The sequence below is a fragment of the Streptococcus mitis subsp. hohhotensis genome (assembly GCF_000722775.1).
In the GTDB taxonomy this organism is placed as follows: domain Bacteria; phylum Bacillota; class Bacilli; order Lactobacillales; family Streptococcaceae; genus Streptococcus; species Streptococcus carlssonii.
Genome location: NZ_JPFZ01000009.1, coordinates 868,974 through 885,923 on the forward strand (window position 1 = coordinate 868,974; position 16,950 = coordinate 885,923).

The 16,950-nt window shown below is 39.8% G+C and carries 15 protein-coding genes; 4 read left to right on the forward strand and 11 right to left on the reverse strand.

Annotation, left to right across the window (positions count from 1 at the left end):
• Window positions 1–38: 38 nt before the first annotated feature.
• The 11 genes from manA to lctO all read right to left on the reverse strand — a co-directional run bounded on the left by manA (window position 39) and on the right by lctO (window position 13,758).
• Window positions 39–983: a mannose-6-phosphate isomerase, class I gene (manA, locus tag SK608_RS06885; RefSeq protein ID WP_033677591.1), complete on the reverse strand. Its 945-nt coding sequence runs from the start codon at window positions 981–983 to the stop codon at window positions 39–41.
• Window positions 984–1,102: 119 nt separating this feature from the next.
• Complete coding sequence (locus tag SK608_RS06890) at window positions 1,103–2,542, reverse strand: 6-phospho-beta-glucosidase (RefSeq protein WP_033677593.1); 1,440 nt, start codon at window positions 2,540–2,542, stop codon at window positions 1,103–1,105.
• Between the two features lie 130 nt (window positions 2,543–2,672).
• A complete protein-coding gene (locus SK608_RS06895) occupies window positions 2,673–2,933 on the reverse strand; it encodes a SemiSWEET family transporter (RefSeq protein WP_033677595.1) in 261 nt (86 codons plus the stop codon).
• A 252-nt stretch (window positions 2,934–3,185) separates the two neighbouring features.
• Window positions 3,186–4,760, reverse strand: a complete 1,575-nt coding sequence (locus SK608_RS06900; RefSeq protein ID WP_033677597.1) for an ATP-binding cassette domain-containing protein — start codon at window positions 4,758–4,760, stop codon at window positions 3,186–3,188.
• A 144-nt stretch (window positions 4,761–4,904) separates the two neighbouring features.
• On the reverse strand, window positions 4,905–6,197 hold the full coding sequence (locus tag SK608_RS06905; protein WP_033677600.1) for a radical SAM protein: 1,293 nt from the start codon (window positions 6,195–6,197) through the stop codon (window positions 4,905–4,907).
• Window positions 6,198–6,602: 405 nt separating this feature from the next.
• Complete coding sequence (locus SK608_RS06910) at window positions 6,603–6,950, reverse strand: VOC family protein (protein WP_033677602.1); 348 nt, start codon at window positions 6,948–6,950, stop codon at window positions 6,603–6,605.
• A 254-nt stretch (window positions 6,951–7,204) separates the two neighbouring features.
• Window positions 7,205–8,980, reverse strand: coding sequence for a pyruvate oxidase (gene spxB, locus SK608_RS06915; protein ID WP_033677605.1), 1,776 nt, complete (start codon window positions 8,978–8,980; stop codon window positions 7,205–7,207).
• Between the two features lie 322 nt (window positions 8,981–9,302).
• Window positions 9,303–11,546, reverse strand: coding sequence for a heavy metal translocating P-type ATPase (locus SK608_RS06920; protein WP_033677606.1), 2,244 nt, complete (start codon window positions 11,544–11,546; stop codon window positions 9,303–9,305).
• Between the two features lie 9 nt (window positions 11,547–11,555).
• Window positions 11,556–11,927, reverse strand: coding sequence for a cupredoxin domain-containing protein (locus tag SK608_RS06925; RefSeq protein WP_033677607.1), 372 nt, complete (start codon window positions 11,925–11,927; stop codon window positions 11,556–11,558).
• Window positions 11,928–11,937: 10 nt separating this feature from the next.
• Window positions 11,938–12,333, reverse strand: coding sequence for a CopY/TcrY family copper transport repressor (locus SK608_RS06930; protein WP_033677609.1), 396 nt, complete (start codon window positions 12,331–12,333; stop codon window positions 11,938–11,940).
• A gap of 288 nt (window positions 12,334–12,621) precedes the next feature.
• Window positions 12,622–13,758 (reverse strand): L-lactate oxidase, encoded by a 1,137-nt coding sequence (lctO, locus tag SK608_RS06935; RefSeq protein WP_000120723.1) that lies wholly within the window; start codon window positions 13,756–13,758, stop codon window positions 12,622–12,624.
• Window positions 13,759–13,973: 215 nt separating this feature from the next.
• Between lctO and SK608_RS06940 the strand changes: the two genes are divergently transcribed.
• The 4 genes from SK608_RS06940 to SK608_RS06955 are packed head-to-tail and all read left to right on the forward strand — an operon-like array spanning window position 13,974 to window position 16,928.
• A complete protein-coding gene (locus tag SK608_RS06940; protein ID WP_033677612.1) occupies window positions 13,974–14,654 on the forward strand; it encodes an amino acid ABC transporter permease in 681 nt (226 codons plus the stop codon).
• Entirely contained in the window at window positions 14,614–15,291 is a 678-nt protein-coding gene (locus SK608_RS06945; protein WP_001154146.1) for an amino acid ABC transporter permease, read from the forward strand. Before SK608_RS06940 ends, SK608_RS06945 begins: the two co-directional genes overlap by 41 nt.
• Entirely contained in the window at window positions 15,292–16,050 is a 759-nt protein-coding gene (locus SK608_RS06950; RefSeq protein ID WP_023943160.1) for an amino acid ABC transporter ATP-binding protein, read from the forward strand. It begins immediately after the preceding gene.
• Between the two features lie 11 nt (window positions 16,051–16,061).
• On the forward strand, window positions 16,062–16,928 hold the full coding sequence (locus SK608_RS06955; RefSeq protein ID WP_023943162.1) for a cysteine ABC transporter substrate-binding protein: 867 nt from the start codon (window positions 16,062–16,064) through the stop codon (window positions 16,926–16,928).
• The last annotated feature ends 22 nt before the right edge of the window (window positions 16,929–16,950 follow it).

Consider the following 16,950-nt stretch of genomic DNA (forward strand, 5'->3'; position numbering starts at 1 on the left):
CAAAAAGGACTTGAGTATGAACTCAGGCCCTTTCTTTTTTATGGATGACTAACAATTAATTCTAAATCTTGCCCTTCCAGAGTCCAAGCTTCAACATCACTTGGTAGGATAAAGTGGCTGCCTTTTTGGATTGGATAGTTTTTCCCGTCAACAGTTAACTGACCTTGACCAGCCAAGACACTCAACAAGCTGTAGTCAGCTGTCTTTTCGAAGTCAACTTTTCCAGTAATTTCCCACTTGTAAACTGCAAAGAAATCATTGGATACAAGGAGAGTGGAACGCAAATCATCTGCTTTAACAGTTACAGGACGGCTATTTGCAGGCTCACCAATGTTCAATACATCAATGGATTTTTCAAGGTGAAGTTCACGCAATTTACCATTATCATCCTTACGCTCAAAGTCATAGACACGGTAGGTTGTGTCACTAGATTGTTGTGTTTCAAGGATTAAAATACCTGCCCCGATAGCATGCATGGTGCCGCTTGGTACATAGAAGAAATCTCCAGCTTTAACTGGTACTTTGGTCAACAGACCATCCCAGTCTTTCGCTTCGATTTGCTGGCGGAGTTCTTCTTTTGATTTGGCATTATGCCCGTAGATAATCTCTGAACCTTCATCCGCAGCGATGATGTACCAGCATTCTGTTTTTCCGAGTTCGCCTTCATGCTCGAGTCCATAGGCATCATCTGGGTGAACTTGGACGCTGAGCCAGTCGTTGGCATCCAGAATCTTAGTCAAAAGTGGAAATACAGACTCTGGACGATTACCAAACAATTCACGGTGTTTTGCATACAAAGTAGCTAGATCTGTTCCTTCAAAGCGACCATTGGCAACTTTAGAGACGCCATTTGGATGGGCTGAGATGGCCCAATATTCTCCGATTTTTTCACTTGGGATGTCATAACCAAACTCATCACGTAGCTTGGTACCACCCCAGATTTTTTCTTGCATAACTGATTGTAAAAATAATGGTTCTGACATGTCAATCTCCTATCTGATTTTTCTCCCTCATTATAGCAAAAAGCTCCATCTAATTGAACTCTTTTTCACATATTATAAAGTAGGGAGAAGATTTTATAAAAATAGTGAACAAATGTGCTCTACTCAATGCTTGCACCATTGCTGGCAATGACATCCTTGTACCAATAGAAGGACTTCTTCTTGCTACGTTTGAGAGTCCCATTTCCTGCATTATCTCGATCTACATAGATAAAGCCATAGCGCTTATTCATTTCGCCTGTTCCAGCTGAAACCAGATCGATACAGCCCCAAGTCGTATAACCAAGCAAATCAACACCATCGTGGTAAATGGCATCTCGCATAGCCTTGATATGAGCCTCTAAGTAAGCAATCCGATAGTCATCTGCTACATAACCATTCTCATCCGGTGTATCCATAGCACCGAGACCATTTTCTACAATGAACATAGGCTTTTGGTAACGATCCCAGATGGCATTGAGGGTGATGCGAAGACCAAGTGGGTCAATCTGCCATCCCCATTCTGAAGATTCTAGATAAGGATTTTTGAGAGAGGCAAAAACATTTCCAGCAGTTAATTCTTTAACTTCTGGATCCCCTGAGGCCACTCGACTTGCATAGTAAGAGAAGGAAACAAAGTCAACAGTGTAATTCTTCAACAAGTCCAGATCATCTAACGTCATTTGAATCTCAATTCCCTCACGCTCCCACTGCTTCTTGGCATAGTTTGGGTATTCCCCACGCGCTTGAACATCAATGAAGAAGTAACTCTTGCGATCTTCCTCCATAGCAGCCCAGTAGTCTCTCGGATGGGCTGTGTTGGGATAGTATTGCCCTGCTGCCAACATACATCCGACCTTGTTTTCTGGGTCAATTTCGTGGGCAAGCTTTGTTGCAAGAGCTGAAGCTACCAACTCATGGTGAGCAGCCTGATATTTAACCTGTTCTTGATTTTCTCCTTCTTCAGAACAGAGCCCAGCTCCCATAAAGGGTGCATGGAGAATCATGTTGATTTCGTTGAAGGTAAGCCAATATTTGACCAAACCCTTATAGCGGGTAAAGAGTGTGCGACAAAGTTTTTCATAGAAGTCTAACATGCGACGATTGCGCCAACCACCGTATTTTTCAATCAAGTGCATAGGACAGTCGAAATGCGTGATAGTCACTAGAGGTTGGATTCCATACTTGTGACATTCCTTAAACAAATCCTCATAAAAGGCTAGACCAGCTTCATTTGGCTCCGATTCGTCACCCTTAGGAAAAATCCGAGTCCAAGCAATGGATAGACGATAAGTCTTAAAGCCCATTTCCGCAAAAAGAGCAATATCTTCCTTGTAATAATGGTACATATCAATGGCTTCTTTGGCTGGGTAAAAATAACCCTCCTCAAACGAAAACATCTTTTTCTGACCTGTGATAATGGCTTCACGGTCTGGACCGATGGGGACGACATCCACATTCGCCAATCCACGACCGTCTAAATTATAAGCACCTTCACATTGATTAGCAGCCGTAGCACCGCCCCAGAGGAAACCATCTGGAAATTGTAGTCTTTCTGTCATCACTTTACCTCACTTGATTTATTACTTCTATTATACTAAAAAGAAAATAAAATGTTTGAAACTATCTGGGTAATGATGGGGCTGAGCTTGCTTATATATACGAAAAAAAAGACTGAAATCAGTCTTCTTTTTAAATCAATGCCGTAATAGCCGTTACTAGACCAAAAACGATACCCGGTGCATTGGCAGCTGCAAGTGGAATATCTCTTTCCTTTTTGAAAAGACCATAGTAAACCCAGAGACTACAGTTGATAGCTGCGACTAGGGGTTGAATGAAGTTGCCTTTTTGACCGGCAAGATTATTCATGATTTGTGGGAAGTAAGACACATACATCATAACAGACATGAAAATCGCTACCCAGCCCAACACTTTCATTTGTTTTTCGGACATTTTCAAAACCTCTTTTATTCTTTTATGCTTTTTATTTTATAATATGACGCAAAAACAAGCAAGAGTTTGAGAGTTTTGTTATAAAAATGTAAACTATCACAATCTTGTGATAAGTAAAGAAGAGTGAAGTTAGGAAAAGTATATATAATCAGAAAAACGCATATTATTATGTATTAAAAAATCTTGATACTAGGTGTTTTATTGCTGAAATATTTACTTTATTTTCTGATAAAACTAACTTTTAAGCCAGAATCAATATTTTCCTAAATCTACAACTTGTTGATATCTACTTTCATCATCAATATGATGGGCAATTTCTAACATCATAACAGGAAGAGAAAATAGTAGCTCATGTACCATGAAGGCGTTTTCTTTGTCTAGGGCTGCGGTCACTTCATCAGCCAATAACAGATTTTTTTTACGAAGAAGAAAACGTGCCAATTCAATCCTTACTCTTTGTCCTCCAGAAATATTCTCCCCGTTATTTTTGATAATAAAATCCATCCCACCCGTCAATTCAAAATCTAGTTTGACTTGTTTCAAAACAGCAAGCAACTCTTCATCAGAAAATTCTTGTCCTAATGTCAAATTATAACGCACTGTATCGTTAAAGAGAAATGGATGTTGGCTAATAATTCCTATACTGGATACAAAACTTGATGTACATTCATTAACAGTTGTCACACCGATAATTTCTCCCTCATCTGCTATTTCTTCTCCAGTAATGAGTCGAAACAAGGTTGACTTACCACAACCACTCGGTCCTTTGATTAAAACTTTCTGACCTGCTTGAACATCCAAATTTAGATGAGTAAAAAGTTGTCTGTCACCATAGGTTTTACTTAAATTTTTAATGTGCAGAGCATTCAATTCTTGCGCATCTTTTTTATCTATCTGTTTTACATCTCCAATTTCTAATACTCCAAAAATCTTATCTGCTGTCGTTTTTGCCCCTTGTATATCTACAGCATCATACATAATAGTCTGAATAGGGCTCACTAGCTGACCTGCTGCGATGTACATGGCAACAAGACTTGCCACTGACACTTTCTGCCCAGCCATAGCAAAGTAAAAACCTAAAACAAGTGGTAAAACTTGACTTAAAAAAACCATGAAACCGTTGCAAAAGAAAATAATATTATGGGTAAAGCAAAATTTTTGAATGGCTAGTTGATAATTTCGATTAATCTTCCAAAATCTGTTCTGATTTTCAGAAATTGCTTGGTTCATGAGTAGAGTGTGTGCTCCTCGGATACTATCAGATACTTGATTATGAACTTCTACTCTGCTTTGCGCCATGTCATCACCAGTATATTTGAGTCTTTTATTCATCAAGAACTGAGGAATAGGACGTAAAATAGTGAAACAGACAAAAATACTACCTAACAACAAATTTTGCGAAATAATATAAATCGCTGTTAGTAATGCTACAAAGCTCCAGCAAATGATATTGATATATTTTTCTAAGTAATTATCCCCCAAATACTCCATATCTTGTGTGAGCATAGTGATTTTTTCATCTTCGCTAAAATCTTTTTTTGTCATCAGCTTGTCAAATAAATCTGCCCTCATATTCATTTGAATTTCACGCCGAAAAACATTATGTGTATGATTACAAAAGAGCATTAAGCTATACAAGACAAAGTATACTGTAAAGCCAAAAACAGCAAACTGTATGATTTTAGAATAAGTCAGTTCCCCTTGATTTAAGGACAAGGCTTGTGATACGACTAAGGGTTGAGCAAGAGCCAAACCTCCATTTGCCAGTGCACCGATGATAGTATAAAACTTCGTTTTCTTATCCAGATAGTGAAATATTTTATTCATAATGCCCTCCTAGAAAAAGAGAGATGCTAGCACTTCTCTCCATTTTTATTATATAAATTTTACAAATATTACAATTATTGCTTACAGCTTCAGTTTTTTACAACCTTTTTGTTTTTCTTAATAGACATTTTTGCTTACCCCTCTCTAGTCCACATCTAAAATATCTTCATAGCATCCAGAAATAGCATAAAGTGCTAGATTTTTACGAATTTTCTCTTGCATATTCTTACAAGTCACAGAAGAGCTTAATTTCGTAATATGCTTAGCCATTGGACAAAATCCTGATTTACAAACTAAAACAAAGGGACATGTTTTACAATCTTCTCTAACAGACAGAAACCATCCTTTCATTTTATCTTTGTTAATCAATCCAGTATTGATATTTCCAAAAACATTTTGATTATCGTACAAAGCAACTGTACATGCTTGTACAATACCTCTAACGTTAAACATATAGTGATTTAAACGATTGGCATAACAAGAAAAGGAATTGTGAACCACAATGCTTGGCAAAGATAGATGGTACCCCAAATCAACTGCTTTCTTAGAAATACCAAAACTCATATCATTTTTAAATACTGTAACACAGTCGTCTTTAGAACGATCTCCTTGTCCCCAGTTACCGATATTATGATATAGAAGAAAAAATCTATCATCATTTTTAAAGTAACGACCATCATTTAATAGAAATGACTCCATATGGTCATAATTTTCCTTCGATATATTGAATCTTAACGTACAAATAAAATCTAAATCACTATCCTTCATTTTATGAAGATTATCTAAAATTCGCGCATAGGAACCTTTTTGATTTTTTAACACACGTTGAGAATCATGACTCTCTCCATCACCATCAATAGTAATCTGAAAATTAGTAACATCATACTCTCTTACTAATTTTTCAAATTTGGAAGATGTTAACAAAAATCCATTAGTAGTAATACTTGCTGAATACGTTATTCCAAATCGCTCACAAATTTTCAAAAATTTTAGTGAAAGCCGTTGAATTGTTTTATAGCCTAACAGAGGTTCTCCACCAAACCATGCTATCCTTAGGAAATGATATTGAGAATTACTCAATTTTTCTTCAGCAAATTTCAAAATAGCATTTTCTGTTTCAATAGACATTCCAATATTTTTAAAGTGTTCATAACAATACTTACATCGAAAATTACAATCTCCATGAGTAAGAATTGTAAACTCTAGTATCTCATTATTCCTATCTTCTATCTGTTTTAAATATTTGTTTACCTCATTGTCTTCACGTAAATATCTATTCTCTTCCAAATAGGCAATATATTCACTTCCCGTTGTTTTATTTTCTTGTATATTCTTCTTCAATTCATTCGTAATCAAAAATGAATGATTATTTTTGGTATTAAAATATACACTACCATCTTCAGTATCATACCTTAAGACATATCGTGATAATTTCATATTACCACCTCTTTATTCTTTGATTTCTTTAAATACATTATATACCTATTAAGATGATAATTCGACAAAAAGTCTGAAAATTAGAAAAGTTCTACATTTTAATAATTTTCAATCTAGTATAAACTAATTTCAAATCCCCTTATCTACTATACATGCCGTACTGTCACATTTCTATTCGTAGAGACACAATCTCGCTATTCCTTCCTCTGATGATTCTTATGTCCAGCGTCATACTTAAAACGGTCTATCACGAGACTGTTTTAATTCGTTACCTCACGATAGTCAAGCTCAGAAGTTACTATTAGGTTTACCTAAAAAAGACCGGATGGCTCCGATCTTTCAATGGTTCATATTCGCAATTTCTGTTGTAAAAATAGCTATGGTTAACGTCAATGACTAAGCCCCTTATTTCATACGATAAAAATCAACCACTAGACCAGCAGGGCCTTTAACTAATAAGGACTCTGTCCCCCAATCCGTTTCACAAATACCGTGTAAAATCTCGACACCAAGCTCTTTCAACCGTTGGTAATTCTGGTCTACATCCTCAACCTCAATGTGAAGAATAATTCCTGACTGAAAATTGTTCAAAGGAATCAAATGATTTTGGGACAACATCAGACAGTGACTGCCAATCGTAAATTGAGCAAAACTGTCATCAGCATAATCTGCCTTTTTATCCAAGATATACTCCAAGTCAGCACAGACTTGGGGAACATCTGAAACGATAATATCTAATTGATTTAAATCCATTTACTATCCTCCAGAAAAAGACCGGATTGCTCCGATCTTTTCAAGTTTCTCTCTATGAAAATCAAAGAATAAACAAGGTTAAACCAAGTTTGATGGCAAATCTTTGCTCATCAAACTACGAAAAATCCTTTGGGACTTTTTCTAGGCTCCACACTAGATTCCATCATTGAAATTTATGGTTTCAATGATGGAATCGTCGGCAGTAATCTAATAAAGAAGTCTATAAATTTATCTTTGATTTTCGACGAGAGAAATTATTTAATTGCGCGTGATTGCAAACCTTCTTCTTCCAAGAAGAGACGGAATGGTACGAGTTCTTCTGCTTCGTATTTTTCTTTGAAGGCTTTAATTGCTTCTTCTGAGTGAAGTTTTGGATCCAATTCAAGTACTTCTACTGGAAGTGGACGGTGTGGAGTGATGCGAGCATCGATTACAACAATTTTACCTTCTTTGTTCAATTTAACAGCTTCTGCAACAACTGCATCGATGTCTTCGATACGGTCAACTGTAAATCCTACAGCACCTTGCGCTTCAGCGATTTTCGCATAATCAGCATTAGGGAAGTCACAACCAAACAAGTGTTTGTTTGTGTCTTCGTATTTGTCCTTGATGAAGGCATATTTACCATTTGAGAAGACAACGTTGATAACTGGAAGGTCGTATTGAACGTTTGTGATAACGTCTGGGTAGCACATGTTGAATGCACCGTCACCCATGATGTTCCATACTTGGCGATCTGGATTGTCTTTCTTAGCAGCGATACCACCAGGAAGGGCAATACCCATTGTCGCAAAGAGTGGAGATGTACGCCACATGTTCTTAGGTGTCATGTGAAGGTGACGAGTAGATGTTTGAGTAGTGTCACCTACGTCGATTGAGTAGATAGCGTCTTGATCAGCATGTTTGTTGATTGCATTGTAAACTTGATACAATTGCAATTCACCCTCAGTTTTACCTTCGATTTTGTTCATGTAATCACGCCAGTTTTGGTTGTTCTTAACGTTTGCACGCCACCATGGAGTAGATTCAACTGGGTTCACTTTGTCAAGGATAGCTTTAGCTGCTTGACCTGCGTCACCAAGGATTGAAGCGTCAAGGGCGTGACGTTTACCAAGTTTGTAAGGGTCGATATCCACTTGGATGAATTTTTCAGTATTCTTGAATGCTTCGTAAACTTCAGCAAATGGGAAGTTTGAACCAAGGAAAAGAACTGTGTCTGCTTCAAAGACCACTTCGTTGGCTGGTTTCCAACCAACACGGTAAGCAGAACCTGTCAAACCTTCATAGTTCCATTCGAAAGCTTCAAAGTTTTTACCAGTTGTGATGATTGGTGCTTTGATTTTACGTGACAATTCAGTAATCACTTCACCAGCTTTAACACCACCGTAACCAGCATAGATAACAGGACGTTCAGCATTGTTCAAGATTTCAACAGCTTTATCGATTTCAACTTCGTTCAAAGCAGGAGCGATGAATGAACGCTCGTATGAACCTGATCCATAGTATGAGTTTTCATCGATTTCTTGGAAACCGAAGTTTACTGGGATTTCAACAACAGCTGGACCTTTTTTAGAAACTGCAGCACGGCAAGCTTCGTCAATAACTTTTGGCAATTGCTCAGCGTAAGCTACACGTTTGTTATATACAGCGATACCGTTGTACATTGGGTTTTGGTTCAATTCTTGGAAAGCATCCATGTTGAGTTCGTTAACTGGACGTGATCCAAGGATTGCTAGGAATGGAGTGTTATCCATAGCTGCATCGTAAACACCGTTAATCAAGTGAGTCGCACCTGGACCACCTGAACCAACTGCAACCCCGATTGAGCCGCCGAATTTAGCTTGCATAACCGCTGCAAGAGCACCTGTTTCTTCGTGGCGAACTTGTAAGAAGCGGATATCTTTGTCTTCAGCCAAAGCGTCCATCAATGAGCTGAGTGTTCCTGATGGGATACCGTAGATTGTGTCTACGCCCCATGTTTTCAATACGTTAAGCATTGCTGCAGATGCAGTAATTTTCCCTTGAGTCATAATGATAACTCTCCTTCAAATATTTTTAAATTCACTAAAAAAGGTTTCATATAGTTTTTGAAAACGTTTCAGTAAATTTTTACACTACTAATTTATCACATTTATTTTGACTTTACTAAGAATCTGCTCAGAAGTTTTTATTCTCTATTACAGTACAGTTTGAAAACGTTTTTAGTTTCTGTTTTATAATACTCAATGAAAATTAAAGAGCAAACTAGGAAGCTAGCCGCAGGTTGCTCAAAGCACAGCTTTGAGGTTGCAGACAAAGCTGACGTGGTTTGAAGAGATTTTTGAAGAGTATAAAAAGCGAGCAAGCCCGCTTTTAGTCTATTTTACTAAAGTTTAACAGAAGGGAACTGGTCAGAACAGATACAGAACTAAAGGCCATGGCTAGACCTGCCAATTCTGGGTTGAGAGCCAGTCCAACACCTGAAAAGACTCCTGCTGCAATCGGAATTCCGGCGACATTGTAGATAAAGGCCCAGAAAAGATTGAGCAGAATACGATGAAAGGTTTTCTTACTCATGTCAAAAGCACGAACCACTCCTAGGAGGTTATTAGTTGTCAACACCAAATCTGCTGACTCGATGGCAATATCTGTTCCAGCTCCCATAGCAATCCCCACATCTGCTACACTGAGGGCAGGAGCGTCATTAATCCCATCACCAACAAAGGCTACTTTCCCAGCTGCTTGTAGTTTATGGATTTCATGGGCTTTTTCTTCTGGCAAGACACCTGCAATGACCTCTTCGATTCCGATCTGATCGGCAATAGCACGCGCCACACCTGCATTGTCTCCTGTCAGCATGACTGTTTTAAGACCTCGTTTTTTCAACTGACTGATGGCAAGCTTAGCATTTTCCTTAGGAATATCTTGCAGAGCAAGCAAGCCTTTGATTTCATTCTCAACAGCCAAAAACACAACTGTCTTAGCTTCTTTTTCTAGTTCTTCTAGTTTTTCTTGATAAATGCTAGAAATATCCATGCCATCCAGCATTTTAGCATTTCCAAGCAAAACTTGTTTTCCATTGATTTGCCCTGAAACACCTTTTCCGTGCAAGGCTTGGAAATTTTCCACAGTGTGAAGCTCAAGTCCAGCTTCACTCGCTCGCTTGACAACGGCTTCAGCCAGTGGGTGTTGGGAAGATTCTTCCAAGGAGGCTGCCAATCCAAGCACTTCTACTTCGTCGCCTATGATATCTGTTACCACAGGCTTCCCTTCCGTCAAAGTTCCAGTCTTATCAAAGACAATCGTTTGAACTTTCTGGATTTCCTGTAGAACCGTTCCATTTTTGAGGAGAACTCCCATCTTGGCACTGCGACCTGTCCCCACCATAAGGGCCGTCGGTGTTGCAAGTCCCAAGGCACAAGGACAGGCGATAATCAAAACCGCCACTCCATAGAGAAGAGAGGACACAAAGCTAGCTCCAAGCACGACTACACTATCCCTGAGCAAGACGAACCAAACCCAGAAGGTCACAATCCCTAAAATGACAACTGCTGGGACAAAAATCCCTGAAATTTTATCTGTCAAATCTTGAATCGGCGCACGGCTAGTCTGAGCTTTTTTCACAAAATCGACAATCTGAGCCAAAACAGTCTCTGAGCCAACTTTTTCTGCCCTAAAGACAAGCGTTCCACTATTATTGATGGTTGAGCCAATCACAGTATCTCCAACTGTCTTGTCCACAGGCAGACTCTCACCTGTCACCATAGACTCATCAATACTAGAGATACCTTCTACTACGACACCATCAACCGCAATCTTTTCACCGGGACGCACTCGAATCAGGTCACCTACCTTGACTTGCTCCAAAGGGACTTGAACATAGTTATCCTCACGCAAGACTTCTGCAGTTTTAGCCTGCAAGTCAAGTAATTTCTCCACAGCTTGGGAAGTATTTTTCCGCATTTTCTCCTCAAAAACGGCTCCCATAAGAACGAAGAAGAAGATAAAGGCAGCACTTTCAAAGTAAACGGGGAGACCAGCGAAGAGGGCAACTAAGCTATAGAAATAGGCCACTAGGGTTCCCAGAGCAACCAAGGTATCCATGTTGGCATTGTGCTTTTTAAAACTAGCCCAAGCACTTTGGATATAAGGACCACCTGCTACTAGCATAATCGGTGTTGTGGCTAAAAAGGTGCCCCAACGCATGACTTGGTGACTAATTCCTCCTGTCGACATCCCAATCATGAGGATCACAAGAGGCACAGTAAAGATACTAGTAATCCAAAAACGCTGTAAAAGTGATAGAGATTTTCGAGTCTTCTCAACAACTGTATAACTTCCCTTTTGCATCTTCATACCACAAGAAAATTCATGTTGACCTAATTCTTGAGGGGTAAAACGAATGACTTTCTCCTCATCTACGCCGATTGGTTCCAAGATGCCTTCTTCTTCAAACAGAATTTCCTTATAACAGTTTGAAGGCGTAGCACGATGAAAGGTAATCTCAGCTGGAATTCCCTTTTGAAGCTGGATATGGGCTGGATGATAGCCTTTGTCTGCCGTGATACGAATTTTTTGAACACCATTTTCAAGACTTGCTTTTACAATTTCAGTCATATCATTCTCCTATTCTACAATCATCTTGCCGTGCATCATATTCATGCCACAAGAGAAACCATACTCTCCAGCCTGCTCAGGCGTGATTTCCACTACATACTCTTCGCCCATAGGCAGGTCCGCATGTACACCAAAATCTGGAAAAACAATTTGGTCCAGACAGGGTGAAGGGTCCTTGCGGTCAAAGACAATGCGTGCTGGCACTGATTTCTTGAGGATAATCAACTCAGGCGTATAGCCTCCCATGACTTCCACTCGAATCTCTTGGTAGCCCTTTTTTTGCTGGGCCTTTTGTCCAGATTTTTCAGGCTTTTTGAAAAACCAAAACAAGATAAATGCGATAAGGCCAATACAAACAATGGTTACAATACTATTTAACATGACGTCTCCTTTACATACAATTACATTTTACTTTTGTTACAGCGCTTGATTTCTTCTCAGAAATCACAGCTTCCAAGTCTTCCAAGTCAGCCTGAGTAAAATCACATTCAGTAATCAAATCAGCCAACAAGTTCTTAATCCTACGAGAACAAACCTTGTCCTTGATATCTTGGACAAGTAAATCCCGACTTTGGTCCAAAGTTAAAAGGGCTGAATAGACAAAGAACTTGCCTTCTTTTTTCCTTGCCAGACACTCTTTCTCAACCAAACGAACCAAAAGAGTTTGAATGGTTGACTTGGACCAGTCGAATCGCTCCGCCAGAACCCTAATCAAATCCGTACTAGTCTGCTCTCCTTGCATCCAAATAATCTTCATGACCTGCCATTCTGCATCTGAAATCTGCATCATCACACCTCCTAAATCTACATTTGTCAATTACAGTTATTAGTATACTCGGAAAATCTACATTTGTCAATTATAAAAAATCAAATCTTTAACTTTTTTAATCTTCATTACAAAATTGATTAATACTCAATAAAAATCAAAGAGCAAACTAGAAAGCTAGGCGCAAGCTGCTCAAAGCACTGCTTTGAGGTTTCAGTCACATATATAATCCAAGGGGTTTGAAGAGATTTTCGAAGAGTATAAAACACAAGCAAAAACCTCCACATCAAGTGGAGGCAAGCTATTTTATCAATACAATTTTAAGTCGCGTGGGTCAACTGGGAATGTTGGGTTGTATGGGTTATGACGAAGTTTAAAGTGTTTAACATCTTCAATAGTCTGAGTTCCAGACAATTGCATAACTGTCTTCAATTCTGCATTCAAGTGTTCAAAAACTTGACGCACACCGACACTACCGCCGAGAGCCAAGCCATAGATAACCGGGCGACCAATAGCTACCAAGTCTGCTCCTGAAGCCAAGGCTTTAAAGACGTGTTGACCACGACGAATACCTGAGTCAAAGACAATTGGTACGCGTTTGTCAACTGCTTCTGCTACTTCTTGAAGTGAATCAAAGGCAGCTGGTCCACCGTCGATTTGGCGGCCACCATGGTTGGTTACCCAGATACCAGAAGCTCCCGCAGCAAGCGAACGTTCAACATCCTCACGGCATTGTGGTCCCTTGACATACACAGGAAGTCCTGAGTATTCAGCGATAAATTCTACATCACGTGGAGACAAGCGTTGTTTAGCTGATTTGTAAACAAAGTCCATTGATTTACCAGCACCTTCTGGCAGGTATTCTTCAACAATCGGCATGCCAACTGGGAAGACAAAACCATTACGCTTGTCCACCTCACGATTGCCTCCTACAGTTGCATCTGCCGTCAAGACAATCGCTTTATAACCTTCAGCCTTCACACGGTCCATAATATGGCGGTTGATACCGTCATCCTTACTAAAGTAAAATTGGAACCAGTGAGGTGTCCCTTGAAGAGCTTCCGTAATTTCTGGAAGGTCGACAGTAGAGTAAGAACTGGTTGTATAGAGAGAACCAAACTCATGAACACCACGCGCAGTCGCCACTTCACCCTGTTCATTTGCCAATTTATGAGCCGCAACAGGCGCCATGATGATTGGTGAAGACAATTTTTCACCTGCAAATTCAATCTCTGTACTTGGATTTTCTACATTGCAGAGTGTATGAGGAACGATGAGTTTGTGGTTAAAGGCACGAATATTCTCACGCAAAGTGAAAGTATCTTCCGCCCCGCTAGCGATATAGCCAAAGGCTGCTTTAGGAATAACTTGTTGCGCCATTGGCTCCAAATCATAGGTATTGATGAAATCTACATGACCTTCTGCATTGCTTGTTTTGTATGACATAAAATGCCCTCCTTAATAAGTAAGCGTTTACTTTGTATATTACAAAAATATCTTAACTCTTTTTTCAAAATTTTTCAAATATTTTGTTTGGAAATTTCAGAAATTTTATGTCTATGATAAAAAATCCTTATAACGGCAATAAAAAATAGATATTATCCAAAGAAGATTTTAAGTGCTACAATAACTGTATTATTTCTAGATGGGAGGTTCTATTTTTGGATTGGTCCATTGTTGAACAATATCTACCACTATATCAAAAGGCATTCTTTCTGACCTTGCATATTGCAGTTTGGGGAATTTTGGGATCCTTTCTGCTCGGTTTAATCGTTAGTATCATCCGGCATTACCGCATCCCTGTTTTGGCGCAAGTAGCGACAGCCTATATTGAATTGTCACGCAATACGCCCCTTTTGATTCAACTCTTCTTTCTCTACTTCGGACTTCCTAGAGTAGGGATTGTCCTATCTTCAGAAGTCTGTGCCACTTTAGGACTGGTCTTTTTAGGAGGCTCCTATATGGCAGAATCTTTCCGAAGTGGCCTGGAAGCCGTCAGTCAAACCCAGCAGGAGATTGGATTAGCTATCGGTCTGACACCTGTACAGGTCTTTCGCTATGTGGTTCTTCCACAAGCAACAGCGGTGGCCCTACCGTCTTTTAGTGCCAATGTCATTTTCCTCATCAAGGAAACCTCTGTTTTCTCAGCAGTAGCTTTGGCCGACCTCATGTACGTCGCCAAGGACTTGATTGGGCTCTACTATGAGACAGACATTGCGCTAACTATGTTGGTAGTTGCTTATCTGATCATGCTGCTACCCATCTCACTGGTCTTTAGCTGGATAGAAAGGAGGCTCCGCCATGCAGGATTCGGGAATCCAAGTACTCTTTCAGGGAAATAATCTCCTGAGAATCTTACAGGGATTGGGCGTTACGATTGGGATATCCATCCTGTCTGTTCTCTTATCCATGATGTTCGGAACAGTCATGGGAATCATCATGACCTCCCATTCTAGAATCATACGATTTTTAACACGATTGTATCTGGAATTTATCCGTATCATGCCCCAGCTGGTGCTACTCTTCATCGTTTACTTTGGCTTAGCTCGAAACTTTAATATCAATATCTCAGGTGAGACTTCAGCTATTATCGTTTTTACCCTCTGGGGAACGGCTGAAATGGGAGACTTGGTACGTGGAGCCATCACTTCCCTCCCTAAGCATCAGTTTGAAAGTGGACAGGCGCTCGGCTTGACAAACGTTCAACTTTACTACCACATTATCATCCCACAGGTTTTGAGAAGACTGCTACCGCAGGCTATCAATCTTGTCACTCGGATGATCAAAACCACTTCCTTGGTTGTCTTGATTGGGGTAGTTGAAGTTACCAAGGTTGGACAACAAATCATCGACAGCAATCGCCTGACTATCCCAACTGCTTCATTTTGGATTTATGGAACCATTCTAGTCTTGTATTTCGCAGTTTGCTTTCCTATTTCCAAACTATCCACTCACTTAGAAAAACATTGGAGGAACTAAATGTCTGAAACTATTTTAGAAATCAAGGAACTAAAAAAATCCTTCGGAGACAATCCCATCCTCCAAGGACTTTCTCTAGATATCAAAAAAGGGGAAGTTGTGGTTATTCTTGGGCCATCTGGTTGTGGGAAAAGTACCCTCCTTCGTTGCCTCAATGGCTTAGAAAGTATTCAAGGTGGAGATATTCTTCTGGACGGTCAGTCTATCGTTGAAAATAAAAAAGACTTTCACCTCGTTCGCCAAAAGATTGGCATGGTCTTTCAAAGCTATGAACTCTTTCCCCATCTGGATGTCCTTCAAAACCTCATCCTAGGCCCTATCAAAGCTCAAGGAAGAGACAAGAAGGAAGTAACGGAAGAAGCTTTGCAATTACTAGAACGTGTTGGTTTGCTGGATAAACAACATAGCTTTGCGCGTCAATTATCTGGTGGACAGAAGCAACGGGTTGCAATTGTCCGTGCCCTCCTCATGCATCCAGAAATCATCCTTTTTGATGAAGTGACTGCTTCGCTGGATCCAGAAATGGTGCGTGAGGTGCTGGAACTCATAAATGACTTGGCCCAAGAAGGCCGTACCATGATTTTAGTAACCCATGAAATGCAGTTTGCCCAAGCTATTGCCGATCGGATTATCTTCCTCGACAAAGGGAAAATTGCTGAAGAGGGAACAGCTCAAGCCTTCTTTACCAATCCTCAAACCAAACGAGCTCAGGAATTTTTAAACGTCTTTGACTTTAGCCAATTTGGCTCATATCTATAAAGGAGATTCTTATGAAACTATTCAAACCACTCTTAACTGTTTTGGCACTTGCCTTTGCCCTCATCTTTGTTACAGCTTGTAGCTCAGGTGGAAATGCTGGTGCACCATCTGGTAAAACCACTGCCAAGGCTCGCACAATTGATGAAATCAAAAAAAGCGGTGAGCTACGAATCGCCGTGTTTGGAGATAAGAAACCTTTTGGTTACGTTGACAATGACGGTTCTTACCAAGGTTACGATATTGAACTTGGGAACCAATTAGCACAAGACCTTGGTGTCAAGGTCAAATACGTTTCAGTCGATGCTGCCAACCGTGCTGAATACTTGATTTCAAACAAGGTGGATATTACTCTTGCCAATTTTACAGTAACTGATGAACGTAAGAAACAAGTTGATTTTGCCCTTCCATATATGAAAGTTTCTCTGGGTGTCGTATCACCTAAGACCGGTCTTATTACAGATGTCAAACAATTAGAAGGCAAAACCTTGATTGTTACAAAAGGAACGACCGCTGAAACTTATTTTGAAAAGAATCATCCAGAAATCAAACTCCAAAAATACGACCAATACAGTGACTCTTACCAAGCCCTTCTTGACGGACGTGGAGATGCCTTCTCTACTGACAATACGGAAGTCCTAGCTTGGGCGCTTGAAAACAAAGGATTTGAAGTAGGCATTACTTCCCTCGGTAATCCAGATACCATTGCGGCAGCAGTTCAAAAAGGCAACCAAGAATTGCTAGACTTCATCAATAAGGATATTGAAAAATTAGGCAAAGAAAACTTCTTCCACAAGGCCTACGAAAAAACACTCCACCCAACCTACGGTGACGCTGCTAAAGCAGATGACCTGGTTGTTGAAGGTGGAAAAGTTGACTAGTCATTAACTCTTAAAAGGGACT